The sequence below is a fragment of the Pandoraea vervacti genome (assembly GCF_000934605.2).
GTDB lineage: Bacteria > Pseudomonadota > Gammaproteobacteria > Burkholderiales > Burkholderiaceae > Pandoraea > Pandoraea vervacti.
Genome location: NZ_CP010897.2, coordinates 4,084,211 through 4,100,238 on the forward strand (window position 1 = coordinate 4,084,211; position 16,028 = coordinate 4,100,238).

The following is a 16,028-nucleotide window of genomic DNA, read 5'->3' on the forward strand; positions in this document are numbered from 1 at the left end:
GGCCTGCTTCATGGCTCGCCCGTCATTGGCCTGCTATTGGCCTGCTATTGGCTTGCCACTCACCTTGCCGCTGACTTCGCGGCGGCCTTGCGCTCCTTGACGGTGCGCTCCAGAAGATAGCGCGTTTGCTCCAGCACGGCTTCGCGCACCATCCGGTTGCGCTCGGGGTTCGGCTCCGTGCCCCACCCCATCGAGCAATCGACGGAGCGACGCATCACGCGAAACGCCATGCCCAGCGTGCTGATGCACACCGCACGAATACGCATCGCTTCGTCGTTCGGGGAAACGCCTGCGAGCCGCGTCACGATGTTCGCGCCGACCGACGCGAGGCGGCTCGAGAACCGTTCGTGAAACACCTTGAACCCCGCTTCCGGCCCGAGCCCGGCCTGCTCACGCGCCATGAACATGTGCCAGCCTTCGATCTCGGGCCCCTTCTCCATGAAACCGCCCTTGCGGTGCTGAAGCTCGCAGAAGGCGTCGATGAGCTGCTTGTCGGTGGCGTTCGGGTCGGCCACGACGCACTCGGCCGCGTCGATGGCTTCGCCCATCTGTGCAAGCACCAGTTCCAGGATGTACTCGACGCACGCCTTGTACACCCCTTCCTTGTTATCGAAGTAATACTGAAGCGCGGGCGCGTTCACCCCTGCGGCGTTCGCGATGTCGCGCGTGGACGCGCCGGTAAATCCGTACTCGCCGAAGCACTTGATCGCCGCGAGGATGATGCGCGCACGCGTTTCCTCGCCACGCTGATACCCGGTGTCGACCGCATGGCGCGGTCGCGCAGCAGTGCTCTGAACCCGCCCGGCACGTGAAGTCCCTGTCATGTCTCCCCTTGCTTGCAAAAACTTTCGTCAAAAATATAACACTTGACATAAATCGATCAACTGGAATAATTCTGCCAACTGGAATAATTTGAGGAAATCCCCCATGACCAACGCAGCACAGGTCACGTCTTCCGATTCGGTAAAGACGCCAGGCGGCCCGGTACAGGCCCCGTCCGGCAAAGCGCAGCGGCACACCGGAACGCCCGGCCAGACAACGCCGCCGGCGAACCCGCGTCGCAAGCAAATTCTGCTGGGCGCGCTGGCGCTGGGCGTCGTCGCCGGCCTCGGATGGGGGGCGCACTGGTGGTTCGTGGGGCGCTTCATTGAGTCCACGGACGACGCCTATCTGCAGGCCGACAGCATGACTGTCGCGCCGAAAGTCGGCGGTTACGTGACGGAAGTGCTCGTGCGCGACAACGAAACGGTCAGCGTCGGTCAGCCGCTGGTGCGGCTCGACGGGCGTCAGTATCAGGCTGCGTACGATGAGGCCGCCGCGACCGTCGTCGCGCGCGAAGCCGATGTCGCCCGCGCACAGGCCGAGCTGTCGCAGCACGCAGCGACCATCGCGCAGGCTCGCGCCGAACTCGATAGCGCGCGTGCCAATGCCGCGTACTCCGCCGGGCAGGTGTCGCGGTACGCGCCGCTCGTGGCCACGGGGGCGGAGACGGACGAACGACTGGCCGAGTTGCGCAACACCAGCACTCGCGCGCAAGCGTCGCTCAAGAGCAACGAAGCCAGCCTCCAGTCGGCCGAGCGTCAGACGGATACCCTCAGCGCCGCGCTGGCTCAGGCAAAGGCGCAGTTGGCCGTCGCACAGGCGAGCGCGCGCAAGGCGGAGCTCGATCTCGCCGACACGGTCGTCAAGAGCACGCTGGCCGGACGCGTTGGCGATCGCGCGGTACGTGTGGGCCAGTTTGCCCAGCCGGGCACGCGCCTGCTCACGGTCGTGCCGGTGCAGAACGTCTATCTGACGGCAAACTTCAAGGAAACACAGGTCGGCCACATGCGCCCCGGTCAACCGGTCACGATTCATGTCGACGCCCTGCCTGGCGAGCGGATCCACGGTGTCGTCGATTCGCTGTCGCCCGGCACGGGATCGCAGTTCGCGCTGCTGCCCGCGCAGAACGCGACGGGCAACTTCACGAAGATCGTTCAACGCGTGCCGGTGCGCATTCGACTCGAAGCGCCGGAATCGATGCGCGCGGTACTGTTGCCGGGTCTCTCGGTAACGGCAGACGTCGACACGCATGGTGCTGCGGCATCCCCGGCATCCTCGGCATCAACAGCACCTCCGGCATCCCTGGCATCGCCGATATCAACAGCGCCAGCGAAACACGCGACCATGCCGCTGGACACCCCGGCACAACTCTCGCTGAGCGCGCCGCTGGGCTTCGGCGTGGGTCCGGTCATGAATGCCCCGACGAACGCCGATGCCACCGCATCGCGTATGGGAGTCCGCCATGGCTAGGTCGGACGCCGCCGACGACGCCAGGCACGTTACCCCGGTTCGCGCAGCCACCCCGGCCAACGCATCGGCCTCGGACTGGATTGCGGTTGCTGCCGGGGCGCTCGGCGCATTGCTGGCTACGCTCGACATCTCGATCACGAACTCGGCGCTGCCGCAGATTCAGGGACAGATCGGCGCTTCCGGCACCGAGGGCACGTGGATTTCCACCGGCTATCTGATGTCGGAAATCGTCATGATTCCGCTCGCGGCGTGGCTCACGCGCGTGCTCGGATTGCGGCGTTTTCTGATGCTCAACGCCGTGTTCTTCACGCTGTTCTCGATGATGTGCGGTGCGTCGGGCAGTCTGACGGAAATGGTCGTCGGGCGCATCGGACAAGGGTTTGCCGGCGGCGCCATGATTCCCACGGCACAGATGATCATTCGCACGCGTCTGCCTCGCCACCAGATGGGCGTCGGCATGGCGATGTTCGGGTTGATCGTGTTGCTCGGCCCGCTGCTCGGACCGGTGGTCGGCGGCTGGCTGACGGAAAACGCGAACTGGCGCTGGTGCTTCTTTCTGAACCTGCCGCTCTCGGTCGCCATCGTGGCGCTGCTCATGCTCGGCCTCAAGCGCGAGCCGACCAACCTCGAAGCGTTCTTCAAGGCCGACTGGCTTGGTATCGTGGGCCTGGCGATCGGCCTGAGTTCGCTGACCGTCGTGCTCGAAGAAGGCCAGCGCGAGCGTTGGTTCGACTCGCACATGATCGTCTGGCTGTCGGTGCTGTCGGTGATCGGCATCGGCATGATGCTGGTCGCGCAGTTCACCGCCGAGAAGCCCATCGTCAAGCTCTCGCTGCTCGGCAACAAGAACTACGCGAGCGTGATTTACATCGTGTTCACCGTCGGGGCCGGACTGTACGGCGTGTCCTATCTGCTGCCGCAATTCCTCGCGACCATTGCGGGCTATAACGCGCAGCAGTCGGGCAACATCATGCTGCTCTCCGGGCTACCGGCGTTTCTGATGATGCCCTTCCTGCCGCGCCTCATCAGCCGCGTCGACATTCGTCTGCTGGTGATTCTCGGGCTGTTGAGCTTCTTCGCCAGTTGCATGCTCGACATCGATCTGACGGCGCAAAGCGTGGGGCATGACTTCACCTTGTCGCAACTGCTGCGGGGTGTCGGGCAGATGCTCGCGATGATGCCGCTCAATCAGGCGTCGATGGCGGCCGTGGACGCGCAGGATGCCGGCGACGCCGCCGGACTCTACAACATGGCGCGCAACCTCGGCGGCTCGGTCGGGCTTGCCCTGCTGGGCACGCTCATCGACCGTCGTACCGACTACCACGACGCCGTCCTTCGCGAGTCGCTCACCGCCAACAATCCGATGGGACAGGCGCATTTGTCTGCGAATGCCGCAGGCTTCTTCGCGCAAACCGGCGACATGGTGCATGCGCAGTTGCAGGCCAGCGCGCAGCTTGCTGCCGAGATCGCGCGACAGGCGAGCGTGATCACGTTTTCCGAGACTTTCTACGCATTGGGTATTGCGCTGCTGCTGTGCGTGCCGCTCGCCCTGATGCTCAAGCAACCGGCCGGCTTCTCCTCCGGCGGGCACTGATCGATCATGACTTTTCATTTCAGAACGCTGGCCGTTGCGGCCGCTTTTCTCGTTGCAGGCTGCACCGTCGGCCCCGACTATCGCGGCGCGCCCGAGGTTGCGAGCAACGCCCTTCGCACCGGAGGCACGTTTGCCCACGCGGGTGAAGGCGTCGAGCCGCACGCGCCCGGTGTCGCACGCTGGTGGACGGCACTGAACGATCCGCAACTCACTGCACTGATCGACGACGCCATCGCCCACAGCCCGGATATTCGTGCGGCGCAGGCGAAGGTGCGTCAGTCGCGAGCGAGCCTGCGCAGCCATCAGGCCGATCTGCTGCCGAAGGCGACCGTCGACCTTGCCACCCTGCGCACGCGCTCGCCCGATCTCGGGGCACTGACCGGCAATGGCGGCGGCGGTGGGCGCGGCCCGATCGACCTTTACATCGCGGGTTTCGACGCGAGCTGGGAAATCGATCTGTTCGGCGGCACGCGTCGAGCGGTCGAAGCGGCGGGCGCGGATGCCGACGCCGCCTCCGAAGATCTGGCCGATGCCCACGTGCAACTGGCCGCCGAAGTGGCACAGACCTATGTCGCGCTGCGCGATCAGCAGGCCCGCCTTGCGCTGGTGCGCGACTCGGCGAAACTGGAAGGCGAAATGCTCGACCTGACGCGCCAACGACGTGCAGGCGGCGTCGCCTCGGAACTGGATGTGGAGCGAATCTTCACGCAAGTCGAACAAACGCAGTCGCGCGTGCTGCCACTGGAGGCAGACGTCATCGAATCGCTCGATCAGTTGGCGCTGCTTACCGGCCGCGCACCGGGAGCATTGGACGACGAACTCAAGACACCGAGGGCGCTGCCGAGCGTGCCCGAGAAGGTCGCCATCGGCGATCCGTCTGCGTTGCTGCAAGCCCGGCCGGACATTCGGGCGGCCGAGCGGCGCCTGGCTTCGCAGAACGCACAAATCGGCGTGCAGACGGCAAACTGGTTTCCCAAGCTCTCGATCATGGGCGAGCTCGGCTATTCGGCGCTGGACCCCGGCCATCTCGTGCGCAAGGACAACTTCAGTTGGATGACGTTGCCGCGACTGCAATGGAACGTACTCGACTTCGGCCGTGTGCAGGCTGGCGTAGACGGTGCGAAAGCAGGCCGCGATCAGGCGCAGGCGAAGTACGAAAGTGCGGTACTCACCGCGCTGCGCGATGCCGACGTGGCGCTTGCCCGTTACGGACATCAGCGCGAGAACGTCTATCGTCTGCGCAGCGTGGAGGGCTCCGCATCGCGCGCAGCGACGTTGACGCGTCAACGCTATCGCGCAGGCACGGCCAGCACGCTCGACTGGCTCGATGCCGAACGCACGCGCTTTTCGGCCGAGCAGGACCGCATCGCCGGCGACGCCCAGTTGCTCAAGTCGTTCGTGACGCTGCAAAAGGCGCTGGGCCTGGGATGGCAGACGGAGTCAACCGGCTCGACCGGCTCAACCGGCTCAACCGGGTCAACTGAGTCGAAGACAGGTTGAGGTTCGTTGCGTGAGTCGCGCGGGAACGGCGGGCATCTCAAGCACGGCGCCCCGCTTCCCCGCAGGAGGTAAGAAGCAAGAGGCAAGAGGTAAACGAAAAACGCTCCAGAAGCTTTCGCCTCTGGAGCGTTTTTGCCAACTGAGTTGGCGCGGCTGGCAGGATTCGAACCCACGACCCCTTGGTTCGTAGCCAAGTACTCTATCCAACTGAGCTACAGCCGCACTTACTGCACGAGATGCCGATCAGACGAATCTGTCGACTTATCCCTCTCGACAACGCCACCGGTGCAAGACACTCGGCACGTCACTGGGAAGGACTCTCCCGAAAAACTAAGGGTCTCCGTGAGGAGACCCTCGAAATAGGTGGCGCGGCTGGCAGGATTCGAACCCACGACCCCTTGGTTCGTAGCCAAGTACTCTATCCAACTGAGCTACAGCCGCGCTGTGAGAACAGAATTATGTAAGAAACCAACGAGCCACGCAAGTGTTTTTTGCAATTCTTTTGTCATATCCCCGATTTGCCCGCCGCATCCGGCTTTCCATGCGGGATTAGCGCGGAATCGCCCTCACTGGCAAGCCTTTGCCGCTAGAACAATTACTCCACGCAAACCCGCATCAAATCAGGGCTTTCCATGTGCTCGGCCCGGATACGGCACGGTATGCTACGGCTTTTTGCAACGCATCGAATGGCGCACCCGCTGCGCCGCGAGACAGAATCGGGCAAGGAGACGCCCCGCTCGCGCCCCCACACGACATGCGATGAAACGACGCATCGAGCCGCCCCCGCTCTTCCCCCGGCGCTCACGATGCGATAAAAACCACACTCAAGGAGGCGCTCATGGAAAAAGTCTGGCTCAAGAGCTATCCGCCCGGCGTGCCGGCCGAGATCGACGTCAACACGTATCGTTCGCTGAACGACCTGTTCCTGCAAAGCTGCCAGAAGTTCGCGAACCGTCCGTCGTTCACCAATCTGGGTGTCACGCTGACCTTCGCCGAGCTCGAACGTAAGTCGCGTGACTTCGCCGCGTATCTGCAAAGTTTGCCCGGTTTGCAACGCGGTTCGCGTGTTGCAATCATGTCACCGAACCTGCTGCAATATCCGGTTGCCGTGTTCGGCATTCTGCGCGCAGGGATGGTCGTCGTGAACGTCAATCCGCTATATACGGCGGGCGAACTCGAACACCAGTTAAAGGATGCGGACTGCGCGGCGATTCTCGTGATCGAGAACTTCGCCGCCACGCTGCAAAAGGCGCTGCCCAATACGCCGGTCAAGCATGTCATCACGACGGCGATCGGCGATCTGGTCCCCGCGCCGAAGCGCTGGATCGTGAACTACGTCGTGCGTCACGTGAAGAAGATGGTGCCGCAGTGGAACATCCCGCACGCGGTACCGATGCGCACCGCCCTGGCGCTGGGCGCGCGCGCGAAGTTGCAGGAAGCACAACTGGGGCACGACGACATCGCGTTCCTGCAATACACCGGCGGCACCACGGGCGTGGCCAAGGGCGCCATGCTCACGCATCGCAACATGATCGCGAATATGCTGCAGGCGCGGGCATGGATCGGCTCGGGACTCGAAGAAGGCAAGGAGATCATCGTTACGGCGTTGCCGCTGTATCACATCTTCTGTCTGACGGCGAACTGCCTGGTCTTTCTCCAACTCGGCGCCCTCAATCTGCTCATCACCAATCCGCGCGACATGCCGGGCTTCGTGAAGGAACTGGGCAAGTGGAAGTTCACGTTCATGACAGGGGTGAACACGCTCTTCAACGGACTGCTCAATACGCCGGGATTCGACCAGCTCGATTTCAGTGCGCTCAAGTGTGCGCTGGGCGGCGGCGCCGCCGTGCAACGTGCTGTGGCCGAGCGCTGGCAGAAGGTTACCGGGCATCCGCTGATCGAAGCCTACGGCCTGACCGAGACGTCGCCCGCCGTGTGTATCAACCCGCTGGGCAGCGAGTTCAACGGCTCCATCGGGCTGCCGATTTCGTCGACGGAAGTCAGCATCCGCAACGATGCCAACGAAGCGCTGGGCTTTGGTGAGGAAGGCGAAATCTGTGTCCGCGGCCCGCAAGTCATGAAGGGCTACTGGAACCGTCCCGACGAGACCGCCAAGACCATCACGCCGGACGGCTGGCTTCGCACCGGCGACATCGGCACCATGGACGACCAGGGTTACGTGCGCATCACCGACCGCAAAAAGGACATGATCATCGTGTCCGGCTTCAACGTCTATCCGAACGAAGTCGAGAGCGTGCTCGCGATGTGTCCGGGCGTGCTCGAATCCGCCGTGGTGGGCGTGCCGAGCGAGCGCACCGGTGAAGCGGTCAAGGCAGTCATCGTGAAGAAGTCGCCGGATCTCAACGAGAAGGCCATCATCGACTTCTGCCGCCAGCATCTGACGAACTACAAGGTGCCGCACGTGATCGAGTTCCGCACCGAGCTGCCCAAGACGCCGGTCGGCAAGGTGTTGCGCCGCGAATTGCGGTAAGTCTGGGGGGATGCGCTAACGGCGCTCACCCCAACGCGTTGCCCGTCCGATGTTTCGGCATGCATAACGACACATCGCGCGTCGAAACGACAACGGTAAACATGAAACGGCCGGGACACTCCCGGCCGTTGTTGTTTTGGACGTCGATGGATCCCGCAGCGGTGCGTTCGGATGAGGCCGGATCGGCGCCCCCGTGCAATTCGCTTGTTCTACCGACCACCCAATTCGTAACTTTTGGTTACAGACGCCGCGCGCAAGGCGCGGGAAAATCTCGGGCACGTGAGTGCCCTCTCAACGTCCGACCTTCGTTACCTGCTTTAAAACGTGAGCGGCGGCTGCCATGCCGAATGTCGCTGTGACACACATGCTCGAGCCGAAACCGGCGCAATTCAGACCTTGTGGGCCCGCAGCGGCTTCGGGCGCTTCCCCCGGCGCGCACGCCGCTTCCGGATAGTGCAAAGGTTCGTCCGAGTACACGGCCGGCACGTTGAACTTGGCTTTCGGGCCACGGACAAAACCATGTTGCTTGCGTAATTGCGCACGCACTTTCGCAAGCAGCGGATCCTGAATCGTGCGGGCGAGATCATCGATACGAATCCGTGTCGGATCGATCTGACCGCCCGCACCGCCAACGGTGATCAGGCGCTGCTTGTGCGCCACGCTCCATGCGATGAGCGCCGTCTTCACCCGAACGCTGTCGATGGCGTCGACCACCCAGTCGAAGCCGCCGGCCAACAGGGCGTCGAGATTTTCGAGTTCTACGAAGTCCTCGACGAGCGTAAGCTGGCAACCGGGATTGATGGCCACGATGCGTTCGGCCATCGCGGCAACTTTCGGTTTGCCGTAGTTGCCATCGAGGGCATGCACCTGACGATTGGTATTGCTTTCGGCGACGTTATCGAGATCGATGAGTGTGAGCCGTCCCACGGCGCTTCGCGCCAGCGCTTCGGCCACCCACGAACCTACGCCGCCGATACCGATGACGGCCACGTGGGCTTCACGCAAACGCGCGAGACCGTCGTCACCGTACAAACGCGCGAGACCGCCGAAACGGCGGTTCGCGTCATAATCCACCTCCGATGGCGTGGCAGGCACCGGAGCAACAACGATCGACGGGGTACTGTTCATGATGCGATGGGTAACGTCCTTGAAATGGCTGGCGATCACGATAGTCGCCATCGTGCTGGCATTCGCGGCGTTCATCACGTGGTTTGACTGGAACTACGCCCGGCCCTTCATTAACCGGGAAGTGAGCACCGCGACTGGGCGCCCCTTCGAAATTCGGGGCGACCTCTCGCTGCACTGGCTGGCCCCGAATGCACAGGCCCCAGGTCTGGGGCGCTGGCTACCGCGGCCTCGCCTGATCGCGAATGATATCGTGTTAGGCAACGTCGCGTGGAGCGATGCGCCGAACATGATCTCGGTCGGCCGGCTCACCTTCTCGCTCGAATGGCTGCCGTTGCTCGAAAAGCACGTCGTCTTGCCCGAAGTCGCACTGTCCGCGCCGAAGGTGATCGTCGAGCAACGGGCCGACGGACAAAACAACTGGACGTTTACCAAGGGCGACGGCAAGCCATCGCCCTGGAAGCTGCGCATCGGTCGTCTGATCCTCGAAGACGGTGTGATACGCGCGAATCTCGTGCCGCAGCAACTGGACCTGAGCGCCAACATCGCCACGATCGACGGTCAGGCGCCGTATGGCATTGGCGTCACGCTCAAGGGCACGTTCCGAAAAGTCGCTGTCACGGGCAAGGCGCGCGCAGGCGATGTGCTCTCGCTGGAAGACGCCGGTGAGCCCTATCCGCTTGACGCGAGCGTGCGCATCGGGCGCACGCAGATCGCCGCAAACGGCACGTTCACGAATCCGGCGACGCTCTCGGCCCTCGACATGCATCTGCGTCTGGCCGGCCCGACCATGGCCGACCTGTATCCGATCACCGGGGTGCTGTTGCCGGAAACCCCTTCCTACGAGACCAACGGCCATCTGTTGCACACGGCGGGCGTGTGGCGCTACGAGCGCTTCCAGGGCAAGGTTGGTCAAAGCGATCTGTCGGGCACACTCGTCTTCCGTCAGCGAGCCCCGCGCAACGTTTTGCAAGGCGCCGTCGTATCGAATCAGTTGCGGCTCGCCGATCTCGGCCCGGCCATTGGCGGCCAGAATCCGTCCGGCGGCAGCGATCTGTCGGGCAAGCCGAAAGCGCCGCCGTCCGACAAGGTCTTGCCGGTCGATCCGTTCAAGACCGACCGCTGGCGAGCCATCGACGCGGACGTGCAATTCACGGGCCGCAAGATCATCAGGGACAAGAGTTTGCCGATCGACAATCTCGTCACCCACCTCGTGCTCGACGACGGCGTGCTTTCGTTGCGTCCACTGGAATTCGGCGTGGCAGGCGGGCGCATCACGTCGACACTGGTGCTCAACGGGCAGACCGAACCGATGAAGGTCGACTCGCAGGTCTCGCTGCGACACCTGAAGATGAAGCAATTGCTGCCCGAAGTCGACCTGATGAAGACGAGCGTGGGCGAAGTCAATGGCGACGCGGCGCTCACCGCGACCGGCAACTCGATTGCCGCGCTGGCGGGCTCGTCCAACGGCGAGATCAAGACACTGATCGACCGGGGATCCGTGAGCAAGCTGCTGCTGCAATACATGGGGCTGAACGTGGGCAACATCGTGCTGACCAAGCTCTTTGGCGACAAGCAGGTCGAGATGCGCTGCGCAGCGGCGGATTTTGCGGTGCGCGACGGGGTCATGGATACCCGCACGTTCGTGATCGACACCGACGATACGAGCATTGGCGTGACCGGTCAGGTCGATCTCAAGCGAGAGCATTTCAACCTGACCATCCGCCCGGAGCCGAAGCACTTCGGCCTGCTCTCCTTGCGCTCGCCGCTGTATGTGAAGGGAACGTTCAAGCACCCGGACGTGGGCGTGAACGTACCGACCCTCGTCGCGCGCGCGGGCGGCGCGGTAGCCCTGGGCGTGCTCGCTCCGTACACCGCGCTCGTGCCGCTGCTCGAACTGGGTCCCGGCAAGGACAGCCCGTGTGGCGAGCTGCTCGCTAGCCTGCAACATCCGCCGAGCCGCAACCCGGCCACTGTCAAACCCGTGCCGGACGCCAACGGCACGGGCGCCGGTACCGGCCAAGGCCCCGCCTCCGGCGCCACGGGACGCGCGAGCCGGCCCGCAGCGGCCGCAGCAGCATCGGGCGTCGACCACGGCCGCGAAAAACCCTGAGCCCTGGGTCCTGAACCATCGCGCCCCCACTCACGTGGCGTCGCTCGTTGCCTGCAACTGGCAAAGCAATGCCCATGCCAACGTGATGGATTTGCCGTTGTCGCTGCGAGCGATTTTCGGAACGACAACGGCACGCCACCCGATTACTTCACTCATTAAATATCAAGCACATAGCGCGAAACGCCCGAACCACGGGGCATTCGGAGGATTGATATTCGGCCGACGCGACAAATCGTCACGTGCGCACATTTGCCGACTCTTCGCTATACTGTGTCGCAACCCCCAACCGCTACAGACCGACTACGATCGTCGTGACTCAGACGCTTTCTCTCGCGGACCTGCGCAAAAACTACGCCCTCGGCTCCCTTTCCGAGACCGACGTGGCGTCCAGCCCGTTCGACCAATTCCGACTCTGGTTTGAGCAAGCGCTCACGGCCCAACTGGCCGAGCCGAACGCGATGACGCTCGCCACCGTCACGCCTGAGGGCCGCCCGGATGCGCGTATCGTGCTGATCAAGGGCGTGGACGAGCGCGGCTTCACGTTCTTCACGAATTACGAATCGCGCAAGGGGCAGGAACTGGCGGCAACGCCCTACGGCTGCCTGCTGTTTCACTGGATCGAGCTCGAGCGTCAGGTGCGCATCGAGGGGCGTGTCGAGAAAGTGAGTGCAGAGGAAAGCGACGCCTATTACCACTCGCGCCCGGTAGGCTCCCGTCTGGGCGCCTGGGCCTCGGTGCAAAGCGCCGAAGTGGCGGACCGAACCATCATCGAGCAACGCGAAGCGGAGTTCCGGCGCCAGTTTGGCGACGCCCCGCCGCGCCCGCCACACTGGGGTGGCTACCGGCTCGTGCCGGATGCCATCGAGTTCTGGCAGGGTCGCGAATCGCGCCTGCACGATCGCATCAAATTTTTCCGGCTTGCCGATGGCGCCTGGCGCGTTGCGCGCCTGTCCCCCTGAACGTTGTCGGCTACGCCGACGCGGTACGCCTGCCCGCCCGTTTTTGACGAGGAGACGTCACCGTGCCGACGGTACGGATTGCAGTTTTTTTGGTGACACTTGGAGCACATCCATGTTGTGGGAGAAAAAACTCGAAAACTGGGTAAGCGGTGTCAAGACATCGTCGAACCTGCCCATCCGCCTCGCGCTCTGGAATGGACAGCAATACGATTTCGGCGCCTTCGACAATCCCAGCGTAACGTTGCGCATCAACGGCCCTGCGGCCATGACGCGCCTGCTCAGTCCCAGCCTCGATAATCTCGGCGAGGCGTACGTGAAGGGCGAAATCGACGTCGAGGGCAAGCTCGCCGACGTCATCGACATGAGCTATGCGCTCGCCGGTAGCAGTCTGACGACTATCGGCCCGCTGGAGCGTGCCGTGCGCCACTTCAATCACAGCAAGAAGTCCGACAAACGCTCGATCGAGTTTCACTACGACGTGTCGAACGAGTTCTACCAGCTCTGGCTGGACAAGAACATGGTCTATTCGTGTGCCTATTTCGAGAATGGCGACGAAGATCTCGATACGGCGCAAGAGAAGAAGATCGATCACATCCTCACGAAGATCGGCCTTCGCCCCGGGCAGACATTGCTCGATATCGGCTGCGGCTGGGGTGCGCTGGTCATTCGCGCCGCGCAGAAATTCGGCGCGAAGTGTGTGGGCGTCACGCTCTCGCAGAACCAGTTCGATCTGGCCACCGAGCGGGTCCGCAAGCTCGGACTGGAAGACAAGATCGAGATTCGCATTCAGGATTACCGCGACGTCGAAGGTCAGTTCGACCGTATCACGAGCGTCGGCATGTTCGAGCACGTGGGCCGCAAGCATCTGAAGGACTACTTCGCAAAGATGGCGTCGCTGCTCAAGGACGACGGCGTGGCCATGAACCATGGCATCACGTCGACCGATCCGGATAGCGGCGAGACGGCGATGGGCGGCGGTGAATTCATCGACAAGTACGTGTTCCCGAACGGCGAATTGCCGCACATCAGCCTGGCGCTGGAGTCGATGCAACGCGGCGGACTGGAGGCGAGCGACGTCGAAAGCCTGCGTCGTCACTATGCGCGCACGCTCACGCTCTGGTCGGAGCGCTTCGAAGCCCATGCCCCGCGTCTGCGCGAGCTGGCCGGCGAAGAGCGCTTCCGCGTATGGCGCGTGTATCTCGCCGGTTGCGCGTATGCGTTCGAGCACGATCACGTCTCGATCTATCAAATCGTTTGCCGCAAGGCGGGGCAATCGGCCAAGCAACTGCCCTGGTCGCGCCGTTACATGTACGAGAATCGATGAGCCAGTTCGATCTGTTTGGCACGCCGCCTGACGATCCTGCGCCAGGCGGACGTGCCAGGCAGGTCGATGGCAAGTCGGCCGCCTCCCGTTCCGACGAGGCGGCTCAGGACGACGCCGACACCTCCCGCCGCAGCGGTGCTTCACGCCGTGGCGTCGGCGCCGCCGACATCGCGCCGGCCACCCGCGCGCTCGGCGAGCGGCTGCCCGCCAACGTTCGTCTGGGCACGTCATCCTGGTCGTTTCCCGGCTGGAGGGGCATCGTCTGGGACGACGACTACAGCGACACCAAACTCTCACGGCAGGGACTCACCGCTTACGCCAGTCATCCGGTGCTGCGTTGCGTCGGGATCGACCGGTCTTTCTACAAGCCGATGTCGATTGTCGAGTACCAGAAGTACGCCGAACAGGTCCCACGCGATTTCCGCTTTCTGGTCAAGGCGCCGAGTGTCGTGACGGATGCCGTCGTGCGTGGAGACAAGGGCGAAGGGCTGAGCGCGAATCCTTGTTTTCTCGACGCACGGATCGCCGACGAACAGTTCATTGCCCCCTGCCTTGCCGGACTCGGCCCCAAGGCCGGTGTGCTGGTGTTCCAGATCTCGCCGCTGCCCGTGGCGTTGCTGCGCGACGTACCGGCGCTGATCCAGCGAATCGAAGCGTTTTTCTCGGCACTCCCGCCGCTACCGCTTGGCGAAGCGCTGCCCGATGGCACGGTCGCCCCCGGTCCGTGTTACGCGCTCGAGATACGCGACGGCGCGCTGCTCACACCGCGTCTCATGCGTGCGCTGGGGCAACTGGGGGTGCGCTACTGCATCGGTCTGCATGCACGCATGCCGCACGTGGAACGTCAGGCCGCAGCGCTGGCGTTACTCGATGAGACGGGCGCCGGGCCGCTCGTGGTGCGCTGGAACCTGAACAGCGGTCACAAGTACGAACAGGCGAAAGCGAAATACGCGCCGTTCGACAAGATCGTCGATCCCGATCCCACCACGCGCGAGGTGCTCGCCGCGCTGGCCACCCACTACGCGCTCGCAGGCCACCCCGTCTTCGTCATCGTGAACAATAAGGCGGAGGGCTCCTCGCCGCTGTCCTGTCACGCGCTCGCCGAGCGCATCTCGGCGTTGTCGGCGGCATCCGGGGAAAGCAACGGGGAAGCGGACAAGGAAGCGCCCCTCGACGACATGCCTCCGGAAACGACGATGGCCTGAGCCGGCGGGCAAGCCGAACTCAGGCCATCGTCATTCGCGCGCCGGTGAGGGCGCGAAGCTTACGCCACGAGGTGGGGAATCGCGACGTCCGGATTCACGTCCACTTCATAGTCCACGCCTTCGATCTCGAAGCCGAACAGTCGCAGGAATTCGTGCTTGTAGCCTGCGAAGTCCGTCAGCGCATACAGGTTCTCGTTGGTCACTTTGTCCCACAGTGCCGAGACCTCGCCCTGCACGTCCGGCGAGAGCTCCTTCTGGTCGGTACGCACACGGCCTTCTTCGTCGAGCAACGGCGAGACGTTGTAGAGGCTGTCCTTGTACAGACCGTAGATCTGTTCGATGCAACCTTCGTGCGTGCCCTTGGCCTTCATGACCTTGAACAGCAACGACAGGTAGAGCGGCATCATCGGAATGGCCGAACTGGCTTGCGTGACCAGCGCCTTGAGGACGGCCACGCGGGCATCGCCACCGGTTGCGGCGAGTTTGGCGCGAATGCCCAGCACCTTCTCATCCAGATCCTTCTTGGCCGCGCCGATCGAACCGTTCCAGTAGATGTCGTGCGTAATCTTTTCGCCGAGATACGTGAACGCGGTCGTCTTGGCGCCCGGGGCGAGCACACCGGCATCGGCCAGCGCGTCGATCCACATCTGCCAGTCTTCGCCGCCCATGACAGCGACCGTGTTCTCGATTTCTTCCTGAGACGCCGGCTCGAACACGGACTCCTTGACCACTTCCTTGTCCGTGTCGATGCCGCGCAACGTCACCGACTTGCCCACCGGCTTGAGCACCGAATTGAACACCTGTCCCGTTTCCGGGTGCGTGCGACGCGGCGCCGCCAGGCTGTACACGACCAGATCGACCTGTCCGAGGTCGTGCTTGATCGTCTCGATGGTCTTTGCCTTGATTTCCTTGGAGAAGGCATCGCCGTTGATGCTCTTGGCGTACAGGCCCTTTTCCGTGGCGAATTTGTCGAAGGCGGCGGTGTTGTACCAGCCCGGCGTTGCGGGCTTGGTGTCGGTGCCCGGTCGCTCGAAGAACACGCCGAGCGTGGCAGCGTCGCTACCGAACGCCGCCGTGATGCGGGCGGCAAGACCATACCCGGTCGAGGCACCGATCACGAGCACTTTCTTCGGGCCGTTGGCGATCGGCCCCTGTGCCTTCACGTAATCGATCTGTTGCTTGACGTTGGCTTCGCAGCCGACGGGATGGGTGGTGACGCAGATGAAGCCGCGCACGCGTGGCTTGATGATCATGGAAACCTCGTTCACAAAATTCGATGATGCCGGCTCACCCGGCAAACACCGCGCATTGTAAACGAGGTCGGGCGCGGGCCGGCATTTTGCGCCCGTCGTAGGTGCGATGCCCGTGGGCTCGATGTCTGCTCGTTGGTTGCCCGACGTCTGCCCGACGTCTGCCCGACGTCTG

Annotated in this window: 12 protein-coding genes and 2 tRNA genes; 8 read left to right on the top strand and 6 right to left on the bottom strand. The window is 63.4% G+C overall.

Features of this window, described 5'->3' with window-relative positions:
• Window positions 1–59: 59 nt before the first annotated feature.
• Window positions 60–824, bottom strand: a complete 765-nt coding sequence (locus tag UC34_RS17710) for a CerR family C-terminal domain-containing protein (RefSeq protein WP_044456606.1) — start codon at window positions 822–824, stop codon at window positions 60–62.
• A gap of 103 nt (window positions 825–927) precedes the next feature.
• Here UC34_RS17710 and UC34_RS17715 point away from each other — a divergent pair, with 103 nt between their 5' ends.
• Genes UC34_RS17715 through UC34_RS17725 form a run of 3 tightly spaced genes read left to right on the top strand, consistent with a single transcriptional unit; the run spans window position 928 to window position 5,386 of the window.
• Window positions 928–2,292: an HlyD family secretion protein gene (locus UC34_RS17715; RefSeq protein WP_044456607.1), complete on the top strand. Its 1,365-nt coding sequence runs from the start codon at window positions 928–930 to the stop codon at window positions 2,290–2,292.
• Window positions 2,285–3,886: an MDR family MFS transporter gene (locus UC34_RS17720; RefSeq protein WP_044456608.1), complete on the top strand. Its 1,602-nt coding sequence runs from the start codon at window positions 2,285–2,287 to the stop codon at window positions 3,884–3,886. The genes UC34_RS17715 and UC34_RS17720 overlap by 8 nt, the downstream gene beginning before the upstream one ends.
• Window positions 3,887–3,892: 6 nt before the next feature.
• Window positions 3,893–5,386, top strand: a complete 1,494-nt coding sequence (locus UC34_RS17725; protein ID WP_044456609.1) for an efflux transporter outer membrane subunit — start codon at window positions 3,893–3,895, stop codon at window positions 5,384–5,386.
• Between the two features lie 145 nt (window positions 5,387–5,531).
• On the opposite strand, the gene UC34_RS17730 is transcribed toward UC34_RS17725, so the two are convergent.
• Window positions 5,532–5,608, bottom strand: a tRNA-Arg gene (locus UC34_RS17730).
• Between the two features lie 142 nt (window positions 5,609–5,750).
• A tRNA-Arg gene (locus UC34_RS17735) sits at window positions 5,751–5,827 on the bottom strand.
• Between the two features lie 397 nt (window positions 5,828–6,224).
• On the opposite strand from UC34_RS17735, the gene UC34_RS17740 reads away from it, so the two are divergent.
• Window positions 6,225–7,877, top strand: a complete 1,653-nt coding sequence (locus tag UC34_RS17740) for an AMP-binding protein (RefSeq protein WP_044456610.1) — start codon at window positions 6,225–6,227, stop codon at window positions 7,875–7,877.
• A gap of 291 nt (window positions 7,878–8,168) precedes the next feature.
• Here the strand turns inward: UC34_RS17740 and tcdA are convergent, their stop codons facing one another.
• A complete protein-coding gene (gene tcdA, locus UC34_RS17745; RefSeq protein ID WP_044456611.1) occupies window positions 8,169–9,005 on the bottom strand; it encodes a tRNA cyclic N6-threonylcarbamoyladenosine(37) synthase TcdA in 837 nt (278 codons plus the stop codon).
• On the opposite strand from tcdA, the gene UC34_RS17750 reads away from it, so the two are divergent.
• Window positions 9,004–11,115, top strand: coding sequence for an AsmA family protein (locus UC34_RS17750; RefSeq protein ID WP_237165143.1), 2,112 nt, complete (start codon window positions 9,004–9,006; stop codon window positions 11,113–11,115). The two genes, tcdA and UC34_RS17750, sit on opposite strands and share 2 nt — an antisense overlap.
• Before the next feature lie 30 nt (window positions 11,116–11,145).
• On the opposite strand, the gene UC34_RS26005 is transcribed toward UC34_RS17750, so the two are convergent.
• Window positions 11,146–11,271, bottom strand: a complete 126-nt coding sequence (locus tag UC34_RS26005) for a hypothetical protein (RefSeq protein WP_257786670.1) — start codon at window positions 11,269–11,271, stop codon at window positions 11,146–11,148.
• A 155-nt stretch (window positions 11,272–11,426) separates the two neighbouring features.
• On the opposite strand from UC34_RS26005, the gene pdxH reads away from it, so the two are divergent.
• The 3 genes from pdxH (at window position 11,427) to UC34_RS17765 (ending at window position 14,603) form a co-directional block, all read left to right on the top strand.
• On the top strand, window positions 11,427–12,074 hold the full coding sequence (gene pdxH / locus UC34_RS17755; protein ID WP_044456612.1) for a pyridoxamine 5'-phosphate oxidase: 648 nt from the start codon (window positions 11,427–11,429) through the stop codon (window positions 12,072–12,074).
• A 112-nt stretch (window positions 12,075–12,186) separates the two neighbouring features.
• Window positions 12,187–13,398 carry an SAM-dependent methyltransferase gene (locus tag UC34_RS17760; protein WP_044456613.1) on the top strand — a complete coding sequence of 404 codons (1,212 nt, stop codon included), beginning with the start codon at window positions 12,187–12,189 and terminating at the stop codon, window positions 13,396–13,398.
• A complete protein-coding gene (locus tag UC34_RS17765) occupies window positions 13,329–14,603 on the top strand; it encodes a DUF72 domain-containing protein (protein ID WP_472462593.1) in 1,275 nt (424 codons plus the stop codon). Before UC34_RS17760 ends, UC34_RS17765 begins: the two co-directional genes overlap by 70 nt.
• A gap of 59 nt (window positions 14,604–14,662) precedes the next feature.
• Here UC34_RS17765 and fabV read toward each other — a convergent pair whose 3' ends face one another.
• Window positions 14,663–15,856, bottom strand: a complete 1,194-nt coding sequence (gene fabV, locus UC34_RS17770) for an enoyl-ACP reductase FabV (RefSeq protein WP_044456614.1) — start codon at window positions 15,854–15,856, stop codon at window positions 14,663–14,665.
• Window positions 15,857–16,028 lie beyond the last annotated feature (172 nt).

What these genes read in the sequence shown, in the direction of transcription:
- UC34_RS17710 (WP_044456606.1), bottom strand. Translation starts at nt 824, where the DNA reads ATGACAGGGACTTCACGTGCCGGGCGGGTTCAGAGCACTGCTGCGCGA.
- fabV (WP_044456614.1), bottom strand. Translation starts at nt 15,856, where the DNA reads ATGATCATCAAGCCACGCGTGCGCGGCTTCATCTGCGTCACCACCCAT.
- UC34_RS26005 (WP_257786670.1), bottom strand. Translation starts at nt 11,271, where the DNA reads ATGAGTGAAGTAATCGGGTGGCGTGCCGTTGTCGTTCCGAAAATCGCT.
- tcdA (WP_044456611.1), bottom strand. Translation starts at nt 9,005, where the DNA reads ATGAACAGTACCCCGTCGATCGTTGTTGCTCCGGTGCCTGCCACGCCA.
- UC34_RS17725 (WP_044456609.1), top strand. Translation starts at nt 3,893, where the DNA reads ATGACTTTTCATTTCAGAACGCTGGCCGTTGCGGCCGCTTTTCTCGTT.
- UC34_RS17720 (WP_044456608.1), top strand. Translation starts at nt 2,285, where the DNA reads ATGGCTAGGTCGGACGCCGCCGACGACGCCAGGCACGTTACCCCGGTT.
- UC34_RS17750 (WP_237165143.1), top strand. Translation starts at nt 9,004, where the DNA reads ATGATGCGATGGGTAACGTCCTTGAAATGGCTGGCGATCACGATAGTC.
- UC34_RS17715 (WP_044456607.1), top strand. Translation starts at nt 928, where the DNA reads ATGACCAACGCAGCACAGGTCACGTCTTCCGATTCGGTAAAGACGCCA.
- UC34_RS17760 (WP_044456613.1), top strand. Translation starts at nt 12,187, where the DNA reads ATGTTGTGGGAGAAAAAACTCGAAAACTGGGTAAGCGGTGTCAAGACA.
- UC34_RS17740 (WP_044456610.1), top strand. Translation starts at nt 6,225, where the DNA reads ATGGAAAAAGTCTGGCTCAAGAGCTATCCGCCCGGCGTGCCGGCCGAG.